The 25,175-nt window shown below is 60.4% G+C and carries 20 protein-coding genes; 17 read left to right on the forward strand and 3 right to left on the reverse strand.

All coding sequences use genetic code 11. From position 1 onward, the window contains the following. The first annotated feature begins 4 nt into the window (after nucleotides 1–4). Both LGH74_RS02150 and LGH74_RS02155 read left to right on the forward strand, forming a co-directional pair. Entirely contained in the window at nucleotides 5–889 is an 885-nt protein-coding gene (locus LGH74_RS02150; protein WP_226171212.1) for a DNA/RNA non-specific endonuclease, read from the forward strand. 344 nt (nucleotides 890–1,233) lie between these two features. After that, entirely contained in the window at nucleotides 1,234–2,952 is a 1,719-nt protein-coding gene (locus tag LGH74_RS02155) for a bifunctional lysophospholipid acyltransferase family protein/GNAT family N-acetyltransferase (protein ID WP_226171215.1), read from the forward strand. Nucleotides 2,953–3,037: 85 nt separating this feature from the next. On the opposite strand, the gene LGH74_RS02160 is transcribed toward LGH74_RS02155, so the two are convergent. Beyond that, nucleotides 3,038–3,610 (reverse strand): DUF4468 domain-containing protein, encoded by a 573-nt coding sequence (locus LGH74_RS02160; RefSeq protein ID WP_226171218.1) that lies wholly within the window; start codon nucleotides 3,608–3,610, stop codon nucleotides 3,038–3,040. A gap of 892 nt (nucleotides 3,611–4,502) precedes the next feature. Here LGH74_RS02160 and LGH74_RS02165 point away from each other — a divergent pair. The 12 genes from LGH74_RS02165 (at nucleotide 4,503) to LGH74_RS02220 (ending at nucleotide 18,243) form a co-directional block, all read left to right on the forward strand. Then, complete coding sequence (locus tag LGH74_RS02165; RefSeq protein ID WP_226171220.1) at nucleotides 4,503–5,348, forward strand: dihydroorotate dehydrogenase; 846 nt, start codon at nucleotides 4,503–4,505, stop codon at nucleotides 5,346–5,348. 71 nt (nucleotides 5,349–5,419) lie between these two features. Beyond that, nucleotides 5,420–6,181 (forward strand): orotidine-5'-phosphate decarboxylase, encoded by a 762-nt coding sequence (gene pyrF / locus LGH74_RS02170; RefSeq protein ID WP_226171230.1) that lies wholly within the window; start codon nucleotides 5,420–5,422, stop codon nucleotides 6,179–6,181. 219 nt (nucleotides 6,182–6,400) lie between these two features. Beyond that, nucleotides 6,401–7,021: an orotate phosphoribosyltransferase gene (gene pyrE / locus LGH74_RS02175; RefSeq protein ID WP_226171233.1), complete on the forward strand. Its 621-nt coding sequence runs from the start codon at nucleotides 6,401–6,403 to the stop codon at nucleotides 7,019–7,021. Nucleotides 7,022–7,145: 124 nt separating this feature from the next. Beyond that, a complete protein-coding gene (locus LGH74_RS02180) occupies nucleotides 7,146–10,187 on the forward strand; it encodes a phosphoribosylformylglycinamidine synthase subunit PurL (protein WP_226171236.1) in 3,042 nt (1,013 codons plus the stop codon). Between the two features lie 7 nt (nucleotides 10,188–10,194). Continuing rightward, entirely contained in the window at nucleotides 10,195–11,232 is a 1,038-nt protein-coding gene (locus tag LGH74_RS02185) for a phosphoribosylformylglycinamidine synthase subunit PurQ (RefSeq protein WP_226171239.1), read from the forward strand. A gap of 45 nt (nucleotides 11,233–11,277) precedes the next feature. Then, nucleotides 11,278–12,678: a phosphoribosylaminoimidazolesuccinocarboxamide synthase gene (locus LGH74_RS02190; RefSeq protein ID WP_226171241.1), complete on the forward strand. Its 1,401-nt coding sequence runs from the start codon at nucleotides 11,278–11,280 to the stop codon at nucleotides 12,676–12,678. Between the two features lie 12 nt (nucleotides 12,679–12,690). After that, nucleotides 12,691–13,074, forward strand: coding sequence for a nuclear transport factor 2 family protein (locus LGH74_RS02195; protein ID WP_226171244.1), 384 nt, complete (start codon nucleotides 12,691–12,693; stop codon nucleotides 13,072–13,074). 18 nt (nucleotides 13,075–13,092) lie between these two features. Continuing rightward, on the forward strand, nucleotides 13,093–13,593 hold the full coding sequence (locus LGH74_RS02200) for a GNAT family N-acetyltransferase (protein WP_226171246.1): 501 nt from the start codon (nucleotides 13,093–13,095) through the stop codon (nucleotides 13,591–13,593). Continuing rightward, nucleotides 13,586–14,872 carry a phosphoribosylamine--glycine ligase gene (purD, locus tag LGH74_RS02205; RefSeq protein ID WP_226171248.1) on the forward strand — a complete coding sequence of 429 codons (1,287 nt, stop codon included), beginning with the start codon at nucleotides 13,586–13,588 and terminating at the stop codon, nucleotides 14,870–14,872. Before LGH74_RS02200 ends, purD begins: the two co-directional genes overlap by 8 nt. Next, on the forward strand, nucleotides 14,856–15,533 hold the full coding sequence (gene purN, locus LGH74_RS02210; protein ID WP_226171251.1) for a phosphoribosylglycinamide formyltransferase: 678 nt from the start codon (nucleotides 14,856–14,858) through the stop codon (nucleotides 15,531–15,533). Before purD ends, purN begins: the two co-directional genes overlap by 17 nt. 15 nt (nucleotides 15,534–15,548) lie before the next feature. Continuing rightward, nucleotides 15,549–17,060, forward strand: coding sequence for an amidophosphoribosyltransferase (gene purF / locus LGH74_RS02215; RefSeq protein WP_226171254.1), 1,512 nt, complete (start codon nucleotides 15,549–15,551; stop codon nucleotides 17,058–17,060). A 67-nt stretch (nucleotides 17,061–17,127) separates the two neighbouring features. After that, nucleotides 17,128–18,243 carry an AIR synthase-related protein gene (locus tag LGH74_RS02220; protein ID WP_226171257.1) on the forward strand — a complete coding sequence of 372 codons (1,116 nt, stop codon included), beginning with the start codon at nucleotides 17,128–17,130 and terminating at the stop codon, nucleotides 18,241–18,243. Nucleotides 18,244–18,461: 218 nt separating this feature from the next. On the opposite strand, the gene LGH74_RS02225 is transcribed toward LGH74_RS02220, so the two are convergent. After that, nucleotides 18,462–18,677 carry a heavy-metal-associated domain-containing protein gene (locus tag LGH74_RS02225; protein ID WP_226171266.1) on the reverse strand — a complete coding sequence of 72 codons (216 nt, stop codon included), beginning with the start codon at nucleotides 18,675–18,677 and terminating at the stop codon, nucleotides 18,462–18,464. Nucleotides 18,678–18,860: 183 nt separating this feature from the next. Between LGH74_RS02225 and LGH74_RS02230 the strand changes: the two genes are divergently transcribed. Then, complete coding sequence (locus LGH74_RS02230) at nucleotides 18,861–19,391, forward strand: DUF4240 domain-containing protein (protein ID WP_226171269.1); 531 nt, start codon at nucleotides 18,861–18,863, stop codon at nucleotides 19,389–19,391. 25 nt (nucleotides 19,392–19,416) lie between these two features. Then, nucleotides 19,417–20,118, forward strand: a complete 702-nt coding sequence (locus tag LGH74_RS25040; protein ID WP_226171272.1) for a DUF4240 domain-containing protein — start codon at nucleotides 19,417–19,419, stop codon at nucleotides 20,116–20,118. 7 nt (nucleotides 20,119–20,125) lie between these two features. On the opposite strand, the gene LGH74_RS02240 is transcribed toward LGH74_RS25040, so the two are convergent. Further along, entirely contained in the window at nucleotides 20,126–21,622 is a 1,497-nt protein-coding gene (locus tag LGH74_RS02240) for a nicotinate phosphoribosyltransferase (RefSeq protein WP_226171274.1), read from the reverse strand. Between the two features lie 631 nt (nucleotides 21,623–22,253). Here LGH74_RS02240 and LGH74_RS02245 point away from each other — a divergent pair. Then, nucleotides 22,254–25,139, forward strand: coding sequence for a DUF8693 domain-containing protein (locus tag LGH74_RS02245; protein ID WP_226171277.1), 2,886 nt, complete (start codon nucleotides 22,254–22,256; stop codon nucleotides 25,137–25,139). Nucleotides 25,140–25,175: the final 36 nt, after the last annotated feature.

Below are 25,175 nucleotides of genomic sequence, written 5' to 3' on the forward strand. Positions count from 1 at the left end.
TCGAATGAAGCGTACCCTCTACCGCTTACTCAGCTTTGGCCTGCTCGGCACCTTGGCTGTTTCGTGTTCCAAAGACGAAACCGTAAAGCCCAGTGACCCCACGGCTGTTTCACAGAGTTTTGATGCCACCCGGGACAGTCATCTGACAATGGGCAACCCCAGCGGCGCCGTGACGGATGCCACCAACTACCCCAACAATTACCTGATGAGCAAGTCGCAGTACGTGCTTTCCTACAGCCGCGACAAAGGCAAGCCCAACTGGGTGAGCTGGCACCTGAGCAGCGCCTGGGTAGGCAGCACGCCGCGCCAGGATAATTTTGCCGCCGATGCCACCTTGCCCTCCGGCTGGTTCCGGGCTACCAATACCAGCTACACCGGCTCGGGCTTCGACCGGGGCCACAACTGCCCTTCGGCCGACCGCACGGGCTCGGTAGCCGACAACTCGGCCACATTCCTGATGACCAATATGATGCCCCAGGCCGCCAATAACAACCAGAAGGCCTGGGCCAACCTCGAAAACTACTGCCGCACGCTCATCAACGCCGGCAACGAACTCTACATCATCTGCGGCTCCTACGGCACCGGTGGCACCGGCGTAAACGGCTACGCTACCACCATTGCCAGTGGCAAAATTACGGTGCCAGCCCGCTGCTGGAAGGTTATCGTAGTGCTGCCCGAAGGCTCGTCCGACGCCAGCCGCGTAACCACCAGCACCCGCGTTATTGCCATCAACACCCCCAACGACCAGAGCGTAGGCACCACTTGGGGCACCTACCGCACCACGGTTGATGCCATTGAGTCGGCTACGGGCTACAACATTCTGTCGGCCGTTTCCTCAACGGTGCAGGCTACCATCGAGTCGCGCGTAGACACCGGCCCGACGAGCTGATATTACCTGAATAATTAACTCCCAAAAGGCTCTGATTACCGCTTGGTAGTCAGGGCCTTTTCGTTATATTGGAGCAGTGATATGCTCATCTAATAATATTTTGTCATGCCGCTTTCCTTACCAACCTATCCGTTACCCGGCCGTAACCTTCGACTAAGGTGAAATAAGTGAAAGGTGATGAATACCGGAAAGCCGCGCTGCAACGCGGCTTTCCGCATTTTAGTCGGTAATAGGTTTGCTCTTAACGCATTGATAACGCGCCGGTAATACTCAATCAATACGGTAGAGAGAGATTTGTAGAGCCCCGCTGCCCGGCCGTTCCGGGAATTTGGGTCTTGCTGCCGATGGATTCTCTGCTAAATGCCAGCTTTTCGTTTCCGGCCTTCGTGGGCCGCCGCTCCCAGGAGCTGCTGCGCCCGGTGCTGCACCAGCTGGCCCACGGCCGGGAGCTGCAGCGGCTCTATGAGCAAAGCGCGCATCTGCGGGGGCGGGAGTTTATCGGCAGCCTGCTGCGTAGTCTCAATATTACCATCGACTACGATGCCCGGGAGTTGCAGCAGCTAGCCCAGGCGGGTAGCTTCCTGGCCGTCGGCAACCACCCTTGCGGCCTGCTCGACGGGCTGGTGCTGCTCTACGTAATGACAGCCGTGCGGCCCGACTTTCAGTTGGTGGCCAACGAAGCCCTGGCGCCGCTGCTGCCCCAGCTGGGCAACCACCTAATTCTGGTGAGCCCTGAGCGCGCCCAGGCCGGCCACAACGTGCCGGGCGTGCGGCGCCTGCTAACGTATCTGCACAACGAGGTGTCCATTGGTTTGTTTCCGGCCGGCGAAGTAGCCAGCCGGCCCCGGCCCTTCCAGCCCACCACCGAAGCCGACTGGCACCCCACGGCGGGCCGGCTGCTGAGCGTAGCCCGGGTGCCGGTAGTGCCCTTCTGGCTGAGCGGCCACAACAGCCAATCGTTCAGCCTGCTGGGGTTGCTGCACCCCAAGCTGCGCACGTTCCGGTTGCCGGCCGAGCTGCTTAACAAGCGGAACCACACCATTCGGGTGCGCATCGGGCGGCCCATTGCACCGCCCGAGCTGGCTTCGTTGGCGCCGACCGAGCGACTGGCCTACGTGCGGGCCCGGGTTTTTGCGCTGGGCACCAGTCCGGCGGCTACGGCTATAGCCCCCGCCCCACCGGTAGTGGCCGAAACCGATGCTGCGCTGATTGAAGCCGATATTGCGGCCCTGCGCCCAGCGCGGTGTCTGGTGCGGGCTGGTAGCTGGGAGGTGTACATGGCCAGCAAGGCCGAGCTGCCGCACGTGCTGCGCGAACTAGGCCGTCTGCGGGAACTGACGTTCCGGGCGGAAGGAGAGGGTACCCAACAGCCGCTCGACCTGGATAAATACGACGAGTATTACCGCCACCTGTTTCTCTACGACCGTGCGGCCCGCCGGCTGGTGGGCGCCTACCGCATCGGGCGGGGGCGGGCCATTCTGCGGCAGCACGGCCGGCGGGGCTTTTACCTGCACTCCCTGTTCCGGATGAAAAAGACGTTGGAGCCGTTCCTGGCCGAGTCGCTGGAACTGGGGCGCTCCTTTGTGCGGGCTGAGTACCAGAAGCAGCCCCGGCCGCTGGCGCTGCTCTGGAAAGGTATTGCCGAGTACCTGAGCCGCCACCCCGAATACCGCTACCTCATCGGGCCCGTGAGTATCAGTAATCGGTTTTCGAGCGTGTCGCGGGCCGTAATGGTCGATTTTCTGACGGCCCATTATTTCCACCCCGAGCTGGCGGCACTGGTGCAGCCGCGCAAACAGTTTCGCTACCGCCCGCTCGATGTTCGGGAGTTACCCGCCACGCTGCAAACCGGCCTGAACACCGTGCCCGATCTGCACCGGCTTATTGCCACGTTCGAGCCGGGCGGGGCGGGCATTCCGGTGCTGTTGCGGCAGTATTTAAAGCAAAATGCCCGGCTGCTCGGTTTCAACCTCGACCCCAGCTTTTCGAATACTCTGGACGGCTTCATCGTGCTTGATGCGCGGGAACTGCCCGAGCGCACACTGCACTTGCTGGAGCGTTAAAGCTACTGAGCGTATGGGCTCAGGCATTAAAAAAGGCTTCCACGGGGAGTGAAAGCCTTTTTTAATGCCTGTAGCAGATCTATTCCTAATTATTGGCCGGCAGGCCCACGATGCTTTCCTCAGCGGCGGGCATCGTATTCATGTAAGAGCGGAAATTCATAGCGGCTTCGCTGGCCAAGGCGTTGGCTTGGGCCGTTACGCGCCGGTCGTTGAAGGTCTTGCCGTTGCCTTTCTCAGCGGCGAGCTGCGCGATATAGTCGCTGAGCATCACTGTTTCCTCTGGTTTCTTGGGGTCCGGAGTGAGGCGGAAAGAGCCGATGCTGTACTCATAGCCCTTATCGGTAGCTCGGAACACAAAGTCGAAGCGGATGACCAGCTCCAGTTCCTTGCCTGCCGTTGTCACGGGCTTCACCTTGCCGGTACCCGTTGCCCGTACCAAGCCCGCCGCCGCATCCGACTTGGCGCCGGTTTTGGGGCCGTAGGGGAAATGGTTTTCCATCCAGTCGAGGGCGCGCTTGTAGAGTACTTCTTTACCGGCGTCTTCAGCCAATACACTCTCAGTGTAGCTCACGGAAGCTGTGGAACCATCTTGGGCATGGGCCTGCGGAGCCAGAGCTACCAGGCAGGACAACAACAAGCCAAACAGTACTTTTTTCATGATCATGGCGAAGACAACGGGTTGGTACAAATATAACGGAAGCAAAAGGGTTAGGTGGGAGTGGGTTGGATTATTCAGGGCTTAGTAGTAGTATGTTAAGATAAGTCAAAGTGAGTTAAGATGTTTGCCTCCGACGAAAGTTTTCGTTAGAAAATCTAGGAGTCCTTTTAAGCCAGTTGTAATACCTGTTGTTCCGGTAAAATGACAGACTAGTACTCATGTGAGGTAAATTGTATTATATCGACTAAAGATGTTGATATGTTTAAAGCTGGTATTTGAATTTTGTTAAGACATTGCAAAGATACATAACCAATGTAAAAACAGCATTTGATTTTTTTGTTACGCGTTAAAAAATTGAAGGACAAAGATTTATGTAGCCTATATAAATAAGTGTAGCCACTAGTATTCAGCAGTGGTAAACGGGATGCGTAACATTTTGGTAACATAAACTTAATGTTACCAAAAGTCGCAGGTTGATAACAATTAGTACTTTTGCGACGTGCTTCACCCCAATCAACAGCATTTGATGGAGCGCGGGACTTTCCACGAGAACGTTCTGCGAGATGACCATAAGGTCGTTTCCCCGTTGGTTTTTTCTGTTTTTCTGGCATTTACCCCGTTCACCGCTCCGGTTTCCGAAGCGGTTTTTTTATGTCCTGGCGGCTCGGCCGCTAGGGTAGTGGCTGCCTCGTCCGCGTGCATTTTCTAATTCTTCTCAACCCATTTCGTGGTGACGTGAGCGGCCCACTGTAAAATATAACCTGCCGTCCTGAGCTGGCGGAGGAAGTTCTGAGAAGGGCGCGGTAGGTTTTTGGTGAAAAAAGAGGCTGCCGTCCCTCGCTCAGACTCCTTCGTCAGTTCTGGATGGCATCCGTGTTTAAATGAGCGAATCATGCAACTAGGGACTCTCACTCTGCAAAACCCAATCTGTCTGGCTGCCGCCCCCTGGCAGCTGGAGGGAACCGGCTACGAGCGGCTCGGCGCCATCTTCACCCGTACCGTAACCATGGAGCCCCGGCCCGGGCTGTATGAGGAAGGCATCTGGCAGGTGAACGAGCAAACGTTGCTCAACGCCACCAACATGCGTACCGAAAGCGCCGAAATTCTGGTGCAGGAGCATTTGCCCCACCTGCTTAGCCACGGCGTGCCAGTGTTTGTGAGCATCACGGCGCCCGGCATTCCGGGCTTCCGCAAAATTGCCCGCTTTCTGGCCCGCGAATTCGGGAGCCAGATTGCCGGCGTCGAAGTCTACATTGCCCAGCCCGACACCGAAAAAGGCGCCGAGCTAAATGCCAAGTTTGTGCGCGACGCCACCCAGGCCGTGCGCAATGAGCTGGGGTCCGAGGCGGCTATTATCGTGAAGCTGCCACCGTGGCCCGAGCACATCCGCGGTTTGGCCCTGGGCGCCCAGGAAGGTGGCGCTACGGCCTTGGCGGCTACCAACCTGCTCAAGGCCCTGCACCTGCCCGACGATGCCACGGCTGCCCCCGTAGCCGGTGGTATTTCGGGCGAGGCGCTGCGGCCCGTGGCGCTGCGCTGCGTGTGGGAGCTGTCCCACGACTCCCGTATTACACTGCCGATTTTTGGCACCGGCGGCGTATTTACCCAGGCCCACGTCACCGATTTCCTGCGCTGCGGAGCCAGCGCCGTGCAGGTAGCCAGCGGCGAATGGCTGGAGCCGGGTCTTTCGGCCCGGCTGGCAGCCGAGTGCGGACATTTGGTGCCGGCTAATATGTAATCTATTGGTCTATCCGTTCGGTTTTCCGTCTACCCAACTTTAGTTTTCCGCTTTTTACTACCCACCCAACCATGGAAAAGCTGATTCAACGCACCCAAGCCGCGCATTCCTTGCTCTGCGTGGGCCTCGACCCCACCGGTGACGACCAACAGGTAGCGCGCCGCCTGGCCGAAGTCATCGACCAGACCAGCCCGTATGCGGCGGCCTTCAAGCCCAATCTGGCTTTTTTCCTGAGTCGGGAAGATGGGGTGAAGTTGCTGCGCGAAACCGTGCAGCGTATTCCGGAAAGCATTCCGGTGATTCTGGACGGCAAGTTTGGCGACATTGCCAACACTGCTGACCACTACGCCCGCTTTGCCTACGACGTAATCGGGGCCGACGCCGTGACAGTGAACCCCTACATGGGCGACGACGCCATTGTGCCCTTTGCCCGGCCCGGCAAGATGGTGTTTGTGCTGGCCAAAACCTCGAACAAGCCTGCCCACTCTCTGCAGGACGTGGCCCTCACCCGCGGCGGCTACCTCAGTGACTGCGCCGCCCAGGTAGCCCGCAAGCTCGACGAGCAGCACGGCGGCATCGGGCTGGTAGTAGGTGCTACCAATGCCGAAGCCGTGGCCCGGATGCGCAGCTTGAGCCCCGAGCAGTGGTTCCTGGTGCCCGGCGTGGGTGCCCAGGGTGGTGATTTGGAAGCCACATTGCGGGCCGGTCTACGGCCAGATAGCGCCGGACTCCTTATCAATACGTCGCGCGCCTTGTGGCAGGCGGCTGATGCCGGCGCGGCGGCGCGGGAGCTGGTGGAGCAGATCAACCAGTTTCGGCCAGTGCTGGCCTGATAAAATTGAACGTCATTCCGAGCCTGTGAGGAATCTGGGGTGCTGACGTTGCAATGCCATTTGAGTATCACTGCACGCGAGATGTCTCGCTCTGCTCGACATGACGTTCTGCTTTTCAACCACGGCTGCGGTAGAGATGCTTCGGCAAGTGGACAACAGATCAAGCAGGACGTTCCTATAAGTCAAAACCTTCCTTTCGACCTCACCCCTTTATACACAGTGTCACTTCCGACCTCCACCCAAACCACTACTTCCCAAACCCTGGAGCAGCAGCTCATGCAGGAAGATGCGCTGCTGCGCGGGCACTTCCGCCTGTCCTCGGGTCTGCATTCCGATACGTACGTGCAGTGCGCCCGGTTTCTGCGCCGCCCCGATCTGGCCGCCCCGGCGGCTGCCACGCTGGCCGAACAGATTCGGGAAGCTGGCTTGCAGCCCGATGTGGTAGTGGGGCCGGCTATGGGCGGCGTAGTTATCGGCTACGAGCTGGCGCGGCAGCTGGGCGTGCCTGGCATCTTCACCGAGCGCGACGATACCGGGCAGATGACGCTGCGGCGGGGCTTTACCATTGAGCCGGGGCAGAAAATTATCATTGCCGAAGATGTGGTGACTACCGGCAAGAGCACCAACGAGGTAGCCCGGCTGCTGACGGGGTTGGGAGCAAAAGTTTTGGGCGTGGCGAGTTTAATTGACCGCACGGGTGGGGAAGCCTCACTTTCTTTTCCGAACTTTGCCCTGCTGCCGGTCACGGCGGCTACCTACGCACCCGATGAGTGCCCGCTGTGTCGGGCAGGTATTCCGGTGGTAAAACCGGGCAGTCGGCCCGATAAAGCGTTTTCTTAAACCTACTGCGGCGCAAACGGCGCTCCGGCAAGGCATTTTCGGCGTACCCTGCGCGGGTATGCTTCCTCACGGCGGTGATTTTACTGCGCGTGGGAAACCCGAAAAATAGACAAACCTCCCTCTTTTGGACTCTACCCAAAGAACCATTCAGCTTCTGCTCAAGCCCGGCCAACACGACGGCGAGGGCCAACGCGTAGCCGAAGCTGCCTCCCGCCACCTGGGCCTCACTACCGGCCGGGTGCAAAGCACCGCCCTCTACACGGTGCGCTACCCGGTGACGGACACGCAATTGCGCGACTTCGCCACCCACTGCCTCCAGGACCCGGTGCTGCACGATGTGGCCCTCGACGAGTTCCGCCACGACTCCCTCTATAAAAGCTACATTCTGGTGGCTAAGCTGCCCGGCGTGACGGACGACGAAGGCATATCGGCCCAGAACGCCCTCGGCGACTTTCTCAACGAGCCGCTCGACACCCACACCCAGCATATCTTCTCGAAACGGCTCTACTTCCTGGAGCACGAATTGCCGGAGAGTAGTCTGCGCCAACTGGCTCAGGACCTGCTCGGCAACAAGATGATTAACCGCTTCGAAACCGGCCCCATAGCCCAGATTCGCGACTACACGCCGCGGCCGGGTGGTGGGGCCGAATCCATTACGGACCTTGTGCCGCTGGTGAGCCTCTCGGATGAGGAGCTGGTGAAGCTCTCCAAAGACAACCTCTACGCCCTGAACCTGGAGGAAATGCGCGCCGTGCGCGACCATTACACCAGCATCCGGGCCGAGCGGGAGGCTGATGGGCTGCCCCTGGACCCGACCGACTGCGAGCTGGAAATCATTGCCCAGACGTGGTCGGAGCACTGCAAGCACAAGGAGTTTTCGGCTCTTATTAAGTACAAGGATGCCGACACGGGCGAGGAATTTGAAGTGGATTCCCTGTTCAAAACCTACATCAAAGATGCCACCTCGGAAGTAGACCGGCAGCTGCGCGCCAATGGCAACGACTGGCTCATCAAGGTGTTCAGCGACAATGCCGGGGCCGTGCGCATCAACCCCGAGTCGCTGTTTGTGTGGAAGGTCGAAACCCACAACTCGCCCTCGGCCATTGACCCCTACGGCGGGGCCATTACCGGTATTCTGGGCAACAACCGCGACCCGCTGGCTACTGGCATCGGCGGTGCGCGGCTCTTGTTTAATACCAACGTGCTCTGCTTCGGCAACCCCGAGTTCAACGGCACATTGCTGAGCAACCAACTGCACCCGCGCCGCATTTTCGAAGGTGTGCGCAAGGGCATCGAGGATGGCGGCAACAAGTCGGGCGTGCCGACGGTGAACGGGGCCATTGTATTCGATGACCGGTACGCCGGCAAGCCGCTGGTGTACTGCGGCACCGGCGCCGTGATGCCCATGCAGCTGGCCGGCCTCGATTCCTGGGAAAAGAAAATCGACGCCCAGGACCGCATCATCATGGCTGGCGGCCGGGTGGGCAAAGACGGTATCCACGGCGCGACGTTCAGCAGCATCGAGCTGGATGAAACCTCGCCCGCCACGGCCGTGCAGATTGGCTCGCCCATCACCCAGAAGCTGGCCATGGATTTCCTGATCCTGGCCACCCGTCGCGGCCTCATCAAGTGCAGCACCGACAACGGCGCGGGCGGTTTGTCGTCCAGCATTGGTGAGTTGGCCACGATTAGCGGTGGTGCGGTGGTAGAGCTGGAGAAAGTGCCACTGAAATACCCTGGCCTTCGCCCCTGGGAAATCTTTGTTTCGGAGTCGCAGGAGCGGTTTTCGTTGGCTGTAGAGCCTGCCAAGCTTGATGAGCTGCTGGCGCTGGGCCGGGAAATGGAAGTGGAGCTGACCGACATCGGCTACTTCACCGCCGACGGCACCCTCGACGTGCGCTTCGATGGTGCACCGGTAGCCCGGCTCAACATGGAATTCCTGCACAACGGCGTGCCGCGCAAAGTGCTGGAGGCCGAGTGGCAGAAGCCCCCGGCACAAGAGCCTACGTTATCCGCCGACCTCGACTACACCGACGTGCTGAGCCGTTTGCTAGGCTCCCTCAATATCTGCTCCCGCGAGTCAGTCATCCGGCAGTACGACCACGAGGTGAAGGGCCGCACGATTATCAAGCCGTTGATGGGCGCTACCGGACAGGCCCCGCAGGATGCGGCCGTGGTGCGCTTCAACTTTGAATCGTGGGAAGGCGTGGCCGTGAGCAATGGCATTCTGCCCCGCTTCGGGGATTTGGACGCCTACCACATGTCGGCCGGGGCCTTTGACGAGGCCGTGCGCCAGATTGTGGCGGTGGGAGGGAAGCTGCCCAACCTGAGCTACGGCGACGGTAATTTCTGGTCGGTAAACGACAACTTCTGCGTGCCCGACTCGGTGTACGATGCCGTGAGTAACCCCGACGGCAAGCTGAAGCTGGCCAAACTGGTGCGCATGTGCCAAGCCCTGCGCGACGCCACGGCGGCCTACTGCATCCCGCTCACGAGCGGCAAGGACTCGATGAAGAACGACTTCAAGGCCGATGGCGTGAAGATTTCGGTACCGCCGACGGTGCTGTATTCGATGACGGCCAAAATCGAGGACGTGCGCCGCACTATTACCTCCGACTTCAAGCAAGAAGGCGACCTGATTTACCTGCTCGGCGAAACCTACGACGAGCTGGGCGGCTCGGAGTTCTACCAGCTCTTCGGTGAGCTGGGGGCCAACGTGCCCAAAGTGCGTTTTGCAGAAGCTAAGGCCCTGTACACGCTCATGGGTGAGGCCAATGACCAGGGCCTGATTCAATCCTGCCACGACTTGTCGGATGGCGGGCTGGCCGTAGCCCTGGCCGAAGCTACGTTCGGCTACGGCTTCGGGGCCGATGTTGACCTCGACGCCGGCGCCAACCCAACGGGTGCTTTGTCGACGCCGGCGTTGTTGTTCAGCGAGTCGCACTCCCGCTTTGTGGTAACGGTGGCGCCCGAAGATGAGGATGCCTTTGAGCAGCATTTTGGCGGCCGGGCGTACTACCTCGGCGTGGTTACCAACGACGGGCAGCTACGGGTACAGCAGCAGGAGCAAGTGCTGATTTCGGCCAGCACCGCTGCTCTGCGCCACGCGTGGACCAACGGCCCCGTGAACAGAATTATCGGCTTCGGCCAGCACGCAGAAGCCTAACAGTCAGATGGAAGAGAAACCAAATCTGCCGGATTTGAACACGCCGCCCCGGCCCCAGCACGAAGACCCTGGCTACGAAGTTGTGGACCGGGAAGGCAACATCAAGCTGCCCGGCTACAAGAGCGTAGACGGGGGCCACGAAAGCACCGAGCCGCTGCAAAGCAGTGCAAGTGAGCAGACGAAACCAGTCCAGGCCCTGATTCTGACCGGCTTCGGTATCAACTGCGAGGAGGAATTTGCCGCGGCCTACCGCCTGGCCGGGGCCGAAGCCACCATCGTGCACCTCAACCAGGTGCTGCACGGCCACGTCAGCATCCACGACTTCGACATCCTGAACTTTCCCGGCGGCTTTAGCTTCGGCGACGATTTGGGCTCGGGCGTGGTGCTGGCCAACAAGCTGCGCTACCGCAAAAATGCCGCGGGCCGCACCTTGCTTGATGATATCAAGGAGTTCGTGGCTCACGGCAAGTTCGTGATGGGCATCTGCAACGGCTTCCAGGTGCTGGTGAAGCTGGGCCTGCTGCCCGACCTGAGCGGCACCGTGACGCCGGAAGTGACGCTGACGCACAACGCCTCGGGCCGCTACGAAGACCGGTGGGTGCGCCTGAAGGTCAACCCCGAATCCAATTCGCCTTTCCTCAAGGGCATCGACACGCTGGAAGTGCCCGTGCGCCACGGCGAAGGCCGCCTGATCATTAAAGGCGAAGAAATTCTGGCCGAAATCGAAAACCGTGGCCTGAACTGCCTGGCCTACACCGACTTCGACGGCTCGCCCACCGACGTGTACCCGCACAACCCCAACGGGGCCGACCTGAACTGCGCCGGCCTGACCGACACGACCGGGCAGGTATTCGGCCTGATGCCCCACCCCGAGGCGTTTCTCTCGCTCTACAACCACCCCGACTGGGCCCGGCGCAAGCGCCAAAACCCGAATCTGAGTGAGGAAGGCGACGGGCTTAAACTGTTCCGCAATATCGTGGAACACGTGCAGAGTCAGCGCCCAGCCGCCGTAGCCCAACCCGCAACCAGCCAGTTTTCATCCTAAGATACCACCGCAATCCGCCGGCCCGGCCGGTGACTACTCCATTCTATGAACACGCTCAACCACTTCGCTACTCCCCAGCTCGAACTCCTGCACCGCGGCAAAGTCCGCGACTCGTACCGCGCCCCTTCCGGCGAGCGGCTCATCGTTGTTACCGACCGTCTGTCGGCCTTCGACTCGGTGCTGGAAACGCCCGTGGCCCACAAAGGCGCGGTGCTCAACGGGCTGGCAGCTTTCTGGTTCGATAAAACCCAGCACATCATTCCCAACCACGTTATCAGCCTGCTCGACCCCAACGTGACGCTGGCCAAAGAAGCTGAGCCGATTCGGGTGGAAATGATTGTGCGCAACTACATTACCGGCTCGATGCTGCGCGGCTACCAGAAAGGCCAGCGCACCTTCTCGGGCGTAACCGTGACGGATGGCCTGGTGAAGCACCAGCAGTTTCCCGAGCCCATCGTGACGCCGACCACCAAAGAGGAGTCGGACCGCGAAATCACACCGGAAAACCTGGTGTCGGAAGGCTGGGTAGCCGCTGACCTGTACGAGAAGATGCGGGTGAAGTCGCTGGAGCTGTTCAACTTCGCCTCGGCGTGGATGGCTGAGCGTGGCATTATCCTGGTTGATACCAAGTACGAGTTTGGCCTGCTGGATGGGGAGCTGATTCTGATTGACGAAATCCACACACCCGACTCGTCGCGGTTCTGGAGCGCCGAGGATTACGCCAAGAACCCCGAGGCCGTGGAGCAGATGGACAAGGAGTACGTGCGCCAGTGGCTGATTGCCAACAAGCAGGATGGCCAGTACCCCCGCGCCCTCACGCCCGAAGTTTCCCAGGAAGCCAGCCGCCGCTACCTCGACATCTACGAGCGTATCACCGGCGCCCCGCTGCCCACCGGCAACGAAACCACCACCGGCGGCGACGTGCGGACCCGCCTCGTGGGTAACCTCGTGCGGGCTGGCATCATGAAGGACGCCTGGGTAAACATCGTGATGGGCTCACCCGCCGATAAGGAGCACTGCCAGAAAATCCGCTCGTTCTTCGAGGGCTACAATATCTTCACCCAGTTGCGCGTGACTTCGGCCCACAAGAACGGCGAGGAAATTACGGGTATGGCCGAGGTGTGGAACAACTCGGTAGAGCCCGGCGTCATCATTGCCGTGGCTGGCCTCTCCAACGGCCTCGGTGGAGCCCTGGCCGCCAACGTGAACGTGCCCGTGATTAGCTGCCCACCGTGGAAGGATTTCGCCGAGCTGGCCGTAAACCTGAACTCGTCGGTGATTATGCCCTCGGCCACACCCAACCTCACGGTAGTACGCCCCGACAACGCCGCCCAGGCGGCAGTGCGGGCCCTGAACCTGCCCCGCCTGCGCGAGCAGCTGAGCCGCGAAATCAAGCAAACCAAAGCCAAGCTACGCGCCGCCGACGCCGAGCTGCGGGTACTGTAACCAACCAAATCAATGGACGCTGCTCAGCAAAAGCAACTCGTGGAAAGCTACATCGAAGCCTACAACGGCTTCGATGTAGCCGGCATGCTCCGGCAGTTGCACGAGCAGGTTGTATTCTGCAACATTACCAACGGCGAAGTCGACCTGACCCTGACGGGCAAGGACAGCTTCCGCCAGCAGGCCGAGCAGGCGCTGCAGTACTTCTCGCAACGGGAGCAGCGCGTCACGGATTGGCAAATAGCCGACAACCGCGTGGAAGTGCTGCTCGACTACTCGGCCGTGGCCGCTATGGACTTTCCCAATGGCCTGAAAGCCGGTGACCCGCTGCACTTGCAGGGCAAGTCGGTTTTCGAGTTTGCCAACGGGCTAATAGCTTCCATCACCGATATTAGCTAAGCTGCATTCTTCTGCCTAATGCTAACTGCCGCCACCTTACAGCTCGAAGTTTCCTCGCCCCAGGCGGCGGGAGCACAGCCTTTGCTCGACGCCTTGTCGGAGCAGCTGGGCACGCGCTTCGGCAGCGACGGGCGGGCTTCGTTTACGGAGTGGCTGGACGACGACCCGCGCTACGTTTTCGTGCTGGCCCGGCAGGGCGACGGCGAGGCGGTGGGCTGCGGCGCGGTGCGGCCGTTGAGCGGTGGAGTAGGGGAGGTGAAGCGCATGTTTGCTAAGTATTCCCGCCAGGGCATCGGTGAAGCGGTTTTGCAGCAGCTTGAGGCCGAAGCTGCCAAAGCCGGCTACACTGAGCTGTGGCTCGAAACCCGGGTGGCCAATACCGAAGCCTGCCGCTTTTACCTAAAAAACGGCTACCAACTCCGCGCCAACTATGGCCAGTACATTGGCCGCGAAAATTCCGCCTGCTTCGGCAAGCATTTAATCCTTACTGACGCAGCCGAATTACCATTTCATGACTAGTTCTTCCCACAAAACCATAGTACTCCTCGGCGGCGGGGCCCGTGAACATGCCATGGCCTGGAAGCTGACCCGCGACGGGGCCACCGTGCACGTACTGCCTGGCAACGCCGGCATCCCCAACAGCCACCCCGACATCAGCGCCACCGACTTCCCCGCCATTCAAAGCTTCTGCCAGACGCACGGCGTAAAGCTGATTGTGGTAGGTCCCGAGGCGCCGCTGGCCGCCGGCGTAGTCGATTACTTTGCCGGCTCCGATATCCGGGTGTTTGGTCCTTCGCGGGCCGGGGCGGTGCTGGAAAGCTCGAAAGTGTGGAGCAAGGACTTCATGCGGCGGCACGGCGTGGCTACAGCTATGTCGTGGCAATACCGCAGTGACAAGCTCGACCAGGCCCGCGCCAAAGCCACCGAGCTGGACGGGCAGGTGGTGGTGAAATACGACGGGCTGGCCGCCGGCAAGGGCGTGTACGTGTGCTCGTCGGTAGCCGAAGCCCAGGCCGCGCTAGATGATTTGCAGCAGCAGCACAGCGGCTGGTTTAGCTTCCTGCTCGAAGAAAAACTGACCGGCCCGGAAATCAGCATCATCGGCATTACCGATGGCAACCGGGTGCGGCTGCTGGCTTCGTCGCAGGACCACAAGCAGCTGCTGGCCGGCGACCAGGGGCCCAATACCGGCGGCATGGGTGCCTACACGCCCGTCACCTTCGCCGAAGACAACGTTATGGCCGCCATCCGCACCAGCATCGTGGACCCCACGCTGCGCGGCCTGCAGGGGGAGCAGTTCGACTTCCGGGGCTTCCTTTACTTCGGCATTATGCTCACGTCCCAGGGCCCCAAGCTGCTCGAATACAACGTGCGCCTCGGCGACCCGGAAGCTGAGGTGCTGCTGCCCGCCATGGAAAGCAGCCTGCTCGAACTTATCGAGGCGGCCTTGGACGGTAAGCTGCAACAAACCGTGGTGCGCCACCGGCCCGGCTTCTACGTGGGCGTGGTGCTGGCCTCGGGCGGCTACCCCGCCGCCGACTTTCCCACCGGCTTTCCCATCACCGGCCTCGACGAGCTGCACCCCAGCATTCTGGCTTTCCACGGAGCTACCAGGCAGCAGGATGGGCAGCTGGTAACCAGCGGTGGTCGGGTGCTGGTGCTGGTAGGCCACGCCCTGGAACTGGAAGACGCCGTGGCCCACGTGTACCGCGAAGCCGCGCGGGTGAAGTTTCAGGATGTGTATCTGCGTACCGATATCGGCCAGCGGCCGGCCCCCGTTCTTGAAGGCACCTGGTAACCAACATTTTTCCAAAGCGCGCCTGGCCATTCTGCTGTCGGGCCGAGGCTCCAACATGGTAGCCCTGGTGCAGGCCGTACAAGGCGGGGTACTGCAGGAACTGGCCGAGGTGGCCGTGGTGTTCAGCAACAAGCCCGATGCGCCCGGTCTGGAAACGGCCGCCGCTCTGGGCTGCGCCACGGCCAGCCTTGGCAGCCAGGGCCGCAAGCGCCAGGAGTTTGACGCCGACGTGGTGGAAGTTCTGAACCGCTACCGGCCCGACTATATCGTGTTGGCCGGCTACATGCGCATTCTGTCGCCCACGTTTATTCGCGCCTTTGCCGGGCGCATCCTCAACATTCACCCCGCCGACACCCACCAGCACCAGGGCCTGCACGCCTACGAATGGGCCTTCGACAACCAGCTGCCGGAAACCAAAATTACCGTGCACTTGGTGGATGAGGGCCTCGATACCGGCCCCGTGCTGGCCCAGCAGCCCGTGGATTTGCGTGGCGCCGCTACCCTGCAGGAAGTAGAGCGTCGCGGCCTGGCCGTGGAGCACCAGCTGTACGCAGCCACATTGGCCGGCCTGATTCAGGGCAAGCTAACTGTACCCGACGCTGCTTTGGCAGCACCCGATTCACCCACCACCCCGGAAGCTGGCCTAGCGGCTGGCAACTGACTTTTTGAAACTGCCATGTGCGGAATAGTAGGTTTTTACGGTCCTGATGATGTTGCCCACGACATCGTGTTTGGCCTTACCGCGTTGCAGCACCGCGGGCAGGACGCGGCCGGTATTGCCACCTTCGACGACAACTTTCACCTCTGCAAGGGCAACGGCCTGATTTCCGACGTCTTCAAGCCCAAGCAACTTAAGAAGCTCAAGGGCAACATCGGCATCGGCCACGCCCGCTACACCACCCAGGGCTCCGGCGACTCCGAGCTGGCCCAGCCCTTCACCACGAGCTACCCTTTCGGCCTCTCGATGGTGCACAACGGCAACGTTATCAACTTCCGCCAGGTGGCCAAGCGCCTGCACGAGAAGTACCACGTGCTGCCCAAAACCAGCAACGACCTGGAGCTGATTATGTACACCTTCGCCTCGGAGCTGCGCCTCAAAGACCTCGACCGGATTTCGGTGGTCGACATCTTCGACGCCGTGGAAACCACCCAGGAGCTGGTGAAGGGCGCGTATGCCACCATCACCATCATTGCCGGCTACGGCCTGCTGGCCTTCAACGACCCGCTGGGCATCCGGCCGCTGGTGCTGGGCCGCCGCGACACCGAGCGGGGTCCCATCTACGCCTTTGCCTCCGAAAGCACCTGCTTCGATTACCTGGGCTTTGAGTTTATCGAGAACGTAGGGCCGGGGCAAGCCGTGTTTATCGACAAGGATTTCAAGGTGCACTACAAGAACCAGCAGCAGCTGCCCAAGGCGTTCTGCGTGTTCGAGCATATCTACTTCGCCCGCGAAGACTCCAACATCCACGGGCGGCTGGTGGCCCGGGAGCGGGTGCGGCTGGGCAAAATGCTGGCCCGCCGGGTTATCGAGTCGGGTATTCAGCCCGATATGGTGATTGACGTGCCTTCGTCGGGCTACTTTTCGGCTTCCGGGCTGGCCGAGGCCATTGGCGTGCCCTACCGCCGGGCGCTGGTCAAAAACAACCACATGGGCCGCTCCTTCATTGTGAGCAGCCAAGCTGGCCGCGAGGACATCGTCAAGAAAAAGCTCAACCCGATCCGCGAGTTTGTGGAAGGCAAGAAGGTGGCCGTCGTCGACGACAGTATCGTGCGCGGCACCACTTCCCGGCGCATCGTGCAGATTCTGCGGGAGGCCGGCGCGGCCGAGGTCTACTTCATTTCCAGCGCCCCGCCCATCGTGAGTCCCTGCATCTACGGCATCGATATGGCCATGAGCACCGACCTGATTGCGGCCAACCACACCGAGGAGGAAATCTGCCGGTTTATCGGGGCCGACCGGGTTATCTACCAGTCCATCGAAGATCTGGAGGAGCTCTTTGCCGAGGAGCGCGGCCACGGCGGCAGCTGCTTCGCCTGCTTCACGGGCAAGTACCCCACCGGCGACGTAACCAAATACCTGGGCCACATCCAGGAGGAGCGCGCCAGCCACCGCGACAAAGCCAAGAAAAACCGCGGCGAAGTCATTCCCTCCGTCAGCGCCAAAGCCCCCGAGCCGACCGAGCACTAACCCCAATTGCTTGTTATCCAGAGTCGAGTTCCGGATAACAGACGCTTACTACAACTTGCCCTCTGCCATGAGCCAGACTTCAGCCGAAACCAACCTCAAACAAACCGCCGGCTACTCCATCGAAGAAGGCAATGCCGCCTCCAAAAATGCGTACCACTGGGCGCAGAAAACCTTCTCGACCCGGGCCGGCAAGCCCGGCGAGCCGGCGCAGGACCTGGCCGGGGGCTTCTCCAACGAAATCCGCTTCGGGGCCGAGCGGCTGGGCATCGGCTCCGATGGTATCGGCACCAAGATTGAAGTGGCCGAGCGTACCGACCGCTACGACACGCTGGGCTACGACCTGATTGCTATGGTGGCCGACGACCTGATAGTGGCCGGCTTCATCCCGACCAACCTGTCGAACATCATTGATGTGAATACGCTCAACTACGAGGTGGTGGACGAGCTGATGCGCGGCCTGCACGACGCGGCGCAGTTCAGCCAGATTGCCGTGACGGGCGGCGAAATTGCTGAGCTCGGCAACCGCATCGGCGGCTACCCCGGGGCCCGCATGAACTTCAACTGGTGCTCGACGGCCGTGGGCGTGCTGCACCCCAGTCTGGAGCGGCCTTTGAGTGGGGCCAACGTGCGGGCCGGGCAGGCGGTAGTGGCGCTTCGCTCACCTTCGTTCCGCTCTAATGGCTACTCCCTGGCCCGCCGTGCCCTCACCAAGGCCTTCGGCGAAGCCTGGCACACGGCGCCCTACACCGGCCCCGATGCCGCCGAGATGGGCAATACCTGGGGCGACGTAATGCTGGCGCCTTCGCTGATCTTCGCGCCCGGCGTGGGCGCGGTGCTCGATGCGGGCCTGCCGCTGCACGCGGCCGCCCACATCACCGGCGGCGGCATTGCCGACAACTTCAAGCGCGTGCTCAAAACCGGCGTGGGGGCCAAGCTGACCAACCTGTTTGAGCCTCTGCCCGCCATGCAGCAGCTGGCCGAGCTGGCCGGCATTACGCCCACGGAAGCCTACCTCTACTGGAATATGGGCAACGGCATGCTGCTCGTAACCGACGAAGCCCAGGCCGAAGCCGTAGCCGAAAATCTGCGCGGCAACGGCTACCAGGCACAGGTAGCGGGCCGCATCACCACCGAGCCGGGCGTGCGGCTGACGGTGGCTGCGGGTGAGCTGAGCTACGAGTAGAAGCTGCTGTGGCGAGGCGGCTCGAATAAACGTGTCCTTGCGAGGAGGCACGACATTCCGCGCATCAAGCGGCGTCAATCCGTCCTCTGCTAGTGACAAACGCCCTTCTACCAGAAAGCCCTTTATTCCCGGCGGAGTAAAGGGCTTTTCACTTTAGGAAGCGCGGCACATTTCAGAGGACGGATTGCTTCGCGTACCTCGCAATGACACAAAGCTGCTTAGGCGGCCAGGGGCTCAATATCGAACCCGGCCTGGGCTACCGACTTCATGATCAGCTCGGGGATGGGGTTAGCGCCTTCCACGGTGAGGATTTTGTCGGGGTTGCTGGTATCTACGCTCCACTTTTCGACGCTGGCTTCGGCGTCGAGGAAGGGCGTGACGGCGCGCAGGCAGTTGGCGCAGTTGATGCTGGTTTTGAATTTCAGGATTGACATGGCAAGTAGTTGGTTAGGCCGCCGCTGACGTAGCGGCGGGATAGGGTGCTGGTATAACAACGAATGCTGCGCAAAAGTAGCGGTGGGAGCAGAGCCGGATGGTACAGGCTTTGGCCGGCGGTGTGCAGAGTTTTGCCGTATTTCGCCGCTCCAAACCACTTACGTCGCGTACGACTTCCCGCAATGGATACGAAGGAATTTTGGCAGCTCATAGAGGCCACCAAGCAAGCCGCCGCTGGCAACCAGGCGCGGCAGGAGCAGCTACTTATTGCCCGGCTGGCCGAGCAGGAGCCCGATTCCATTATCGACTTCGAGTGTCTGATGCGGCAGTACGTCATCGAGGCGGATGATTTCCGGATCATGGCCGCCCAGAAAATCATCGACGGCTACGTGTCCGACGACCCTTACCTGTACTTCCGCTGCTGGCTGGTGGCGCAGGGCGAGGCTGTGTTTCGCGCCGCTCTGCAGCAGGCCGACAGCCTGGCCCAGGTAGTGGAGGAGCCCTACCAGGACTTTGAGCAGCTGCTCTACGTGGCTACCATTGCCTTCTCGGAGCGCACCGGCAAGACGGCAGAGGATGACACCTTCCCCCGGGCCCTGGCCGCCGCCCGCGGCCTCGACTACGGCTCGGGCTCCGTCACGAAGGGCGAAGACTGGACCGATAATCAGTTGCCCAAGCTGCTGCCGCGGCTCTGGAAGAAGTTCGGCGGGTGAGAAATATTCTTATAAAAATGCATTTGTGAAACAGTATTTCATCAATCAGGAAGGTGAGTCCAACAAGTTTTGGACTATCGAAATTGACAATACAGCCTACACTACAACCTTTGGCAAGATTGGAACTCAAGGTAGAGAAGCCCACAAAGAATTTGCTACTGCGGTAGCATGCGCTGCGGAGGCTGCCAAGCTGATCCGGGAAAAGCAGCGCAAAGGTTATCGGGCAGTACAGGCAAATGAATCGATTCCAGAGAAAATGCCAGTTCCGTATCGGCCCATGAGTGAGGGTTTGTTTTGGGAGATACTAGACTTGTTTAACTGGAAGAAAACCGGTGATGATGACGCAGTAATGCTGCCGGCCGAGAAACGGTTGGCGACTTTACCAGTAGAAGACATCTTTGCATTTGAGGATATACTGACCGAGAAGCTTTACCAACTGGATGGCGAACAGTACGCTGCGGCCTGCTATCCGGGCGAGGATACCAACCATATATCAGGCGACGCTTTTCTATACGACAGATGCAGCGTACTGGTCAATGGGCCAGTGTTTTATGAATCTGTAGTAAATGACCCCTCCAAATGGCCGGTAGGAATGGAGTTCGAAAGCTTACTAAACTTAGCAGCCCAAGCCTACACGCGTAAAACCAAAGAAGAAGACTTCCCGCACCTAACAGCGCTTTCCTACGAAACCAGAAGCAATATGGCCGGTTGGCCCAGCTTGATGTAAGCTACCCCTACGCCGGCCGCTGGGGCCGTTTCTCCAGAATCAGGTTGGTGCGGAAGGTGTTCAGGCTTTCCTCCAGGCCCACGGGGTACACGTGCGGGTTGAGGAAGCGCCGGATGCTGGGGTCGAGGCTGGCTACTTCGCGCTGGGCGTGGGCGCGGCTCTGCTGCAGCGTGGGCAGCGCGGCCACCAGCTCGCCGGTCCGGAACACGGGCTCCAGCAATTCCCGGAACTGGGTGCTGCGGATGGGCCGGCGGCGCGTAGGATCCACGGGGTCCACGATGGTCAGGTCCTGGGGCAGGGGCTCGGCCGAGTTGTAGAGCATATCGGCGCGGGGCTGGCCCTTCTCGGTTTCGTAGCGCCGCACCTGCAGGATACCCGGAATGCTGGTTTTGGCCAGTTGCTCCGATATTTTCACCGTGTATTCCCAGCCCGAGTCGTCGGCTTTGCGCAGGGCAGCCAGCTTATACACGCCGCCCAGGGCCGGCTGGTCGTAGGCCGTGACGAGCTTGGTGCCAATGCCCCAGGTGTCGATGCGGGCCCCTTGCTGCTTGAGGCTGGTAATGAGGTTTTCGTCGAGGTCATTGCTGGCCACGATGCGCGTATTGGGGAAGCCGGCCTCGTTGAGCAAGGCCCGGGCCTCGCGGCTGAGGTAGGCTAAGTCGCCTGAGTCGAGGCGGATGCCGCCCAGCTCGTGGCCCTTTTCGCGCATGCGCCGCGCCACGCTGATGGCTCGCCGCACGCCTTCCAGCGTGTCGTAGGTATCGACGAGAAACACCGAGTCGTCGGGAAAGGCGGCGGCATAGGCTTCAAAAGCTTCTTCTTCGTTGCCGAACGACATCACCCAGCTGTGGGCGTGGGTGCCGCGCACCGGAATGCCAAACTGTTGCCCGGCCAGCACGTTGGACGTACCATCGACGCCGCCCAGATAGGCAGCGCGGCTGGCGCCCAGGCCGCCGTCGAAGCCCTGGGCCCGGCGTAGACCGAACTCAAACACCTGGTCGTCGCCGGCTACTTCCCGGATGCGGGCCGCCTTAGTGGCAATCAGCGTCTGGAAGTTGACGAGCGTGAGCAGGGCCGTTTCCAGCAGCTGGGCCTGCAGCAGCGGCCCTTTGATGCGCATAAGCGGCTCGTTGGCAAACACCACGGTGCCCTCGGCAATGGCATCTACGTCGCAGGTAAACTTAAGCTCTCCGAGATAGGTCAGGAACTCCGCCGGAAACAGCGGTCCGCCCTTAGCCCCGCGCAGGCTGGCGAGGTAGGTCAGGTCTTCGGGCGAAAAGCGCAGGTTGTTTAGCCAGTCGGCGGCATAGGCCAGGCCGGCGCACACGGCATAGCCGCCGCCGAAAGGTGGCTTGCGGAAATACAGGTGAAAAACGGCTTCCCGATCCTGCATGCCCTGTTTCCAGTAGCCGTAGCTCATCGTGAGCTGATAGAGGTCGGTGACAAGGCTGAGCGTAGACGAATAAAGGCTGGAGAGGGGGGCGTTTTCCGGGGCGCTGGGCATAGCAGAAGGTAAAAGTTGGGCAAGAGGGCAGAAACTCACCGCTATAGTACGGCTCCGGCGCCACAGTAGCCGCCGGGCCGCGGGCAACAGCCGGGAGCCGGGCACAAAGGTTGAAGAAAATGAGCAAAGTGAGCCGCCGCACCTGTCGCCGCCGCCTCAAAGCAGCAGCCGGAAGTTAGCATGAGCTATCAACTGACTGGAAAACAGATTATTGCTGCTGAAAAATATTGCTTTTTTTGCCTTGCCAGGGTTACCACTGTCGACTACCTTTCTGACCAGTTGCAAGAGTCCATCCAGCCTGGATTAAAGTGATATTTGCCTAAAAATTTACCGCGCAAACAAGCTTAATTGCCCCAAGCGCATAAGTCTTAAATATTTCTATACTATTGGGTGATTGACTTTCAGTAATAACCTAATATTATTGTATTAAGGTTTGAAAAATTCAATTTCGAGATATTCGAACTGCACTGCCTTTATAGTCTTTTACCTATTAGTTTTCCCCACACCCTAGCACATGAGAAACTTTCTACCAGCTCTAACACTGGCTTTGCTGGTCGTGCCGGCTACAGAGTCCGTGTTTGCGCAGCAAGCCCCTGTTCGCCAACGTATTCCCGGGCAGTACTACCCTGATATGGGTCCTCGCTCACAAGGCCGGCCCAGTGCCGCCTCTACCTCCGGCGGGCAGCTGGACCAGGCCCGCATTACGGCTCCCTGGACGACGATGGCCAGCATGAGTCTGGCGCGGGGCCAGCACGCAGCAGCTACTGTGGGCGGCAAAATATACGTGTGGGCCGGCTACCTCGGTCCACAGGGTGGTAACATCACCTCTCTCTACAATACCCTCGAAATCTATAATCCGGCTACCAACAGCTGGAGCGCGGGCGCCGCTTACCCACAGGAAGCGCGGGGAATGTGCGCCACGGTGGGCACCGACGGCCTTATCTACAGCTTCAGCGGCGTGAATATCGGTGGCCACACCAGCGGCAGCTACCGCTACAATCCCAACACCAACGTGTGGGCTCCTATTGCCTCCATTCCTGCGGCGCAATGGCTGGCCGCTGCCGCAACGGGTGCCGATGGCAGAATCTACGTATTCGGCGGCTTCAACGCATCGTCGGTGCTGGATGATTCGCAAACCCAGATTTATACCCCCGCTACCAATACCTGGACCACCGGTGCCAGTATGCCGGTGGGGCGGCACGGCCACGCTGCGGTGAAAGATGCCAATGGCATTATGCACATCATTGGTGGCAATGGTTCTAGCACGTCCGGTGCATCGGCCATTACTTCGCACGTAGCCTACAACCCGACTACTAATACCTGGACAACGCTGGCGCCGCTGCCGGTGGGCGTAAACCAGGCCGGTGCTGCGCTCGGAGCCGATGGCAACATTTACGTTGTTGGGGGCAAAGACAACTACATCAACAACAACCCCAACTACTTCAGCACGGTGTATGTGTACAATCCCGGTACCAACACCTGGAGCACGGGCACCAGCCTGCCAATTCAGTTAAGCGAAACCAAGTCCCTGACGCTGGGTACCGACATTTACACCGTAGGTGGGGCCAATGGCAGCATGCAGGCCGTAACCTACCGCACCTCGGTAGCCAACACCTACACCTGGACGGGCGCTACTTCCACTGCCTGGAACGTGGGCTCCAACTGGTCGGGAGGCGTGGTGCCCACGGCCGCCGACAATGCCACTATTCCCGCTGGCCTGTCGCGCTATCCGGTGGTGAGCACTACAACCGCCACGGCTGGCCTAGTAACGGTAAACGGCGGTGCCACGCTCAGCATTGCCGACGGCGGCACGCTGACGGTAACGGGTAATTTGGTCAACAACGGCACGTTCAACGCGGCCGGTAATGCTACTGTGGCCCTGTCGGGTGCCGTGGCTCAAACGGTAGGCGGGAGCAGCACCACGCAGTTCCGCAACCTGACGGTGGGCACTTCGGGCGCCTCGCTAGGTGGCCGCGTGGAAATTCAGCGCCTGCTGACGCTCAACGGCAACCTAACCACTACCGGCCAGCAGTTCCTGATTCTGTCGAACAACGTGGGCACCGGCATGGTAGTCAACAACGGCGGCGTGGTTAGTGGCTCGGCCATTGTGCAGCGCTACATCGATGTGGCCAGCAACACGGGTTTCGGCTACCGGCACTTTGCGCCGGCCGTCAGCGGAGGCACGCTCAACACGTTGAACGTCTTCCCAATTCTGCCCGGAGCCCAGAACCCCGGGCCAATCCAGACCAACACGAACTATAACTCTGCTGCCGAGCCGAGTTTGGTTACGCCTTTCCCCACTGTTTTCTCTTACGAGCAGAACCGCGTGGGCAACGTGGCTGGTCCTATCGGCTTCAACCAAGGTTGGAGCTCGCCGAGCGCAAACGCAACCCTGAACCCTGCCTTCGGCCTGACTATCAACGAGCCGGCCGGTAACTTCTTTGAGCTGACGGGCACAAACCTTACTACGGGTAATGTCACCAGAACTGGTCTGACCTACCGTATAGCTGGCGAATCGGGCTGGCAGCTGATTGGCAACCCCTATCCGTCGCCCATCGACTGGAACCGCGTAGGCCTCAACAATGTGGACGCCGCTGCTTACGTATACCGCTCCACGGGCCAGTATGATGGTGGCTACACGGCTTATGTCAATGGCGTGGGTACCAACATTATACCAATGGGTCAGGCATTTTTTGTGCGTGTAAGCGCGGTTGGCGCCTCGGGTACTGTCGCCTTCACCAATGCCTCGCGCGAAACCACCTTTACTGATCCTACCTACGCCCGGCCCGCCAAAACCGAGACGCGCCCCCTGCTCCAGCTCACGCTGCAGCGCCAGGGCACTACCGACGCAGCCGGTCAGGATGACTTTTACGTGTATGAGGAAGCCGGGGCCAGCTTGGGCTTCGACAAGGACTTTGACGCCCTGAAAGTGCAGTTCAACGGTGGCGACCAGCCCACCATCTACCAGCAGGCAGGCTCCGACTATCTGGCTATTCAGGGCTTGCCCGCCGGCAATAGCCCGCGTAGCGTAACCTTGAGCGTGAATGCTGCCGTGGCTGGTACGTACACGTTTGCTCCCACGCAGCTGCTGAACTTTGCCGCTACCGAGCCCGTGTGGCTGGAAGACAAGCTGACCGGCACCTGGCACAACCTACAGCAGGGTGCTTACAGCGTGCAGCTTGGCCAGGGCCTGAGCACCTCACGCTTTGTGCTGCACCTGCACGAAGCCCGGCCTTTGTCGAGCGGTAAAAACAACACCTGGGCTGGCGAGCTGCAACTCTACCCCAACCCTGCCTCGAAGGCTCCGGTAACGGTAGCGGCCAGCGGCGTAGCCGGCACCACCGCCGAACTGACGCTGGTAAACAGTGTAGGCCAGCGCGTATGGCAGCACACGGCGGCAGTAGCCGGCCGGGAGCTGCGTACTACGGTGCCGGTAGCCGGCTTGGCGGCGGGCGTCTACACGCTGCAGGTGCGCAGCGCTGCGGGTATCCTGACCCGCAAGCTGGTGCTGCAATAAAATAACTCATCAGAGAAAAGACTAGAACTCAATAGT

The organism is Hymenobacter lucidus, from assembly GCF_020447265.1.
In the GTDB taxonomy this organism is placed as follows: Bacteria; Bacteroidota; Bacteroidia; order Cytophagales; family Hymenobacteraceae; genus Hymenobacter; species Hymenobacter lucidus.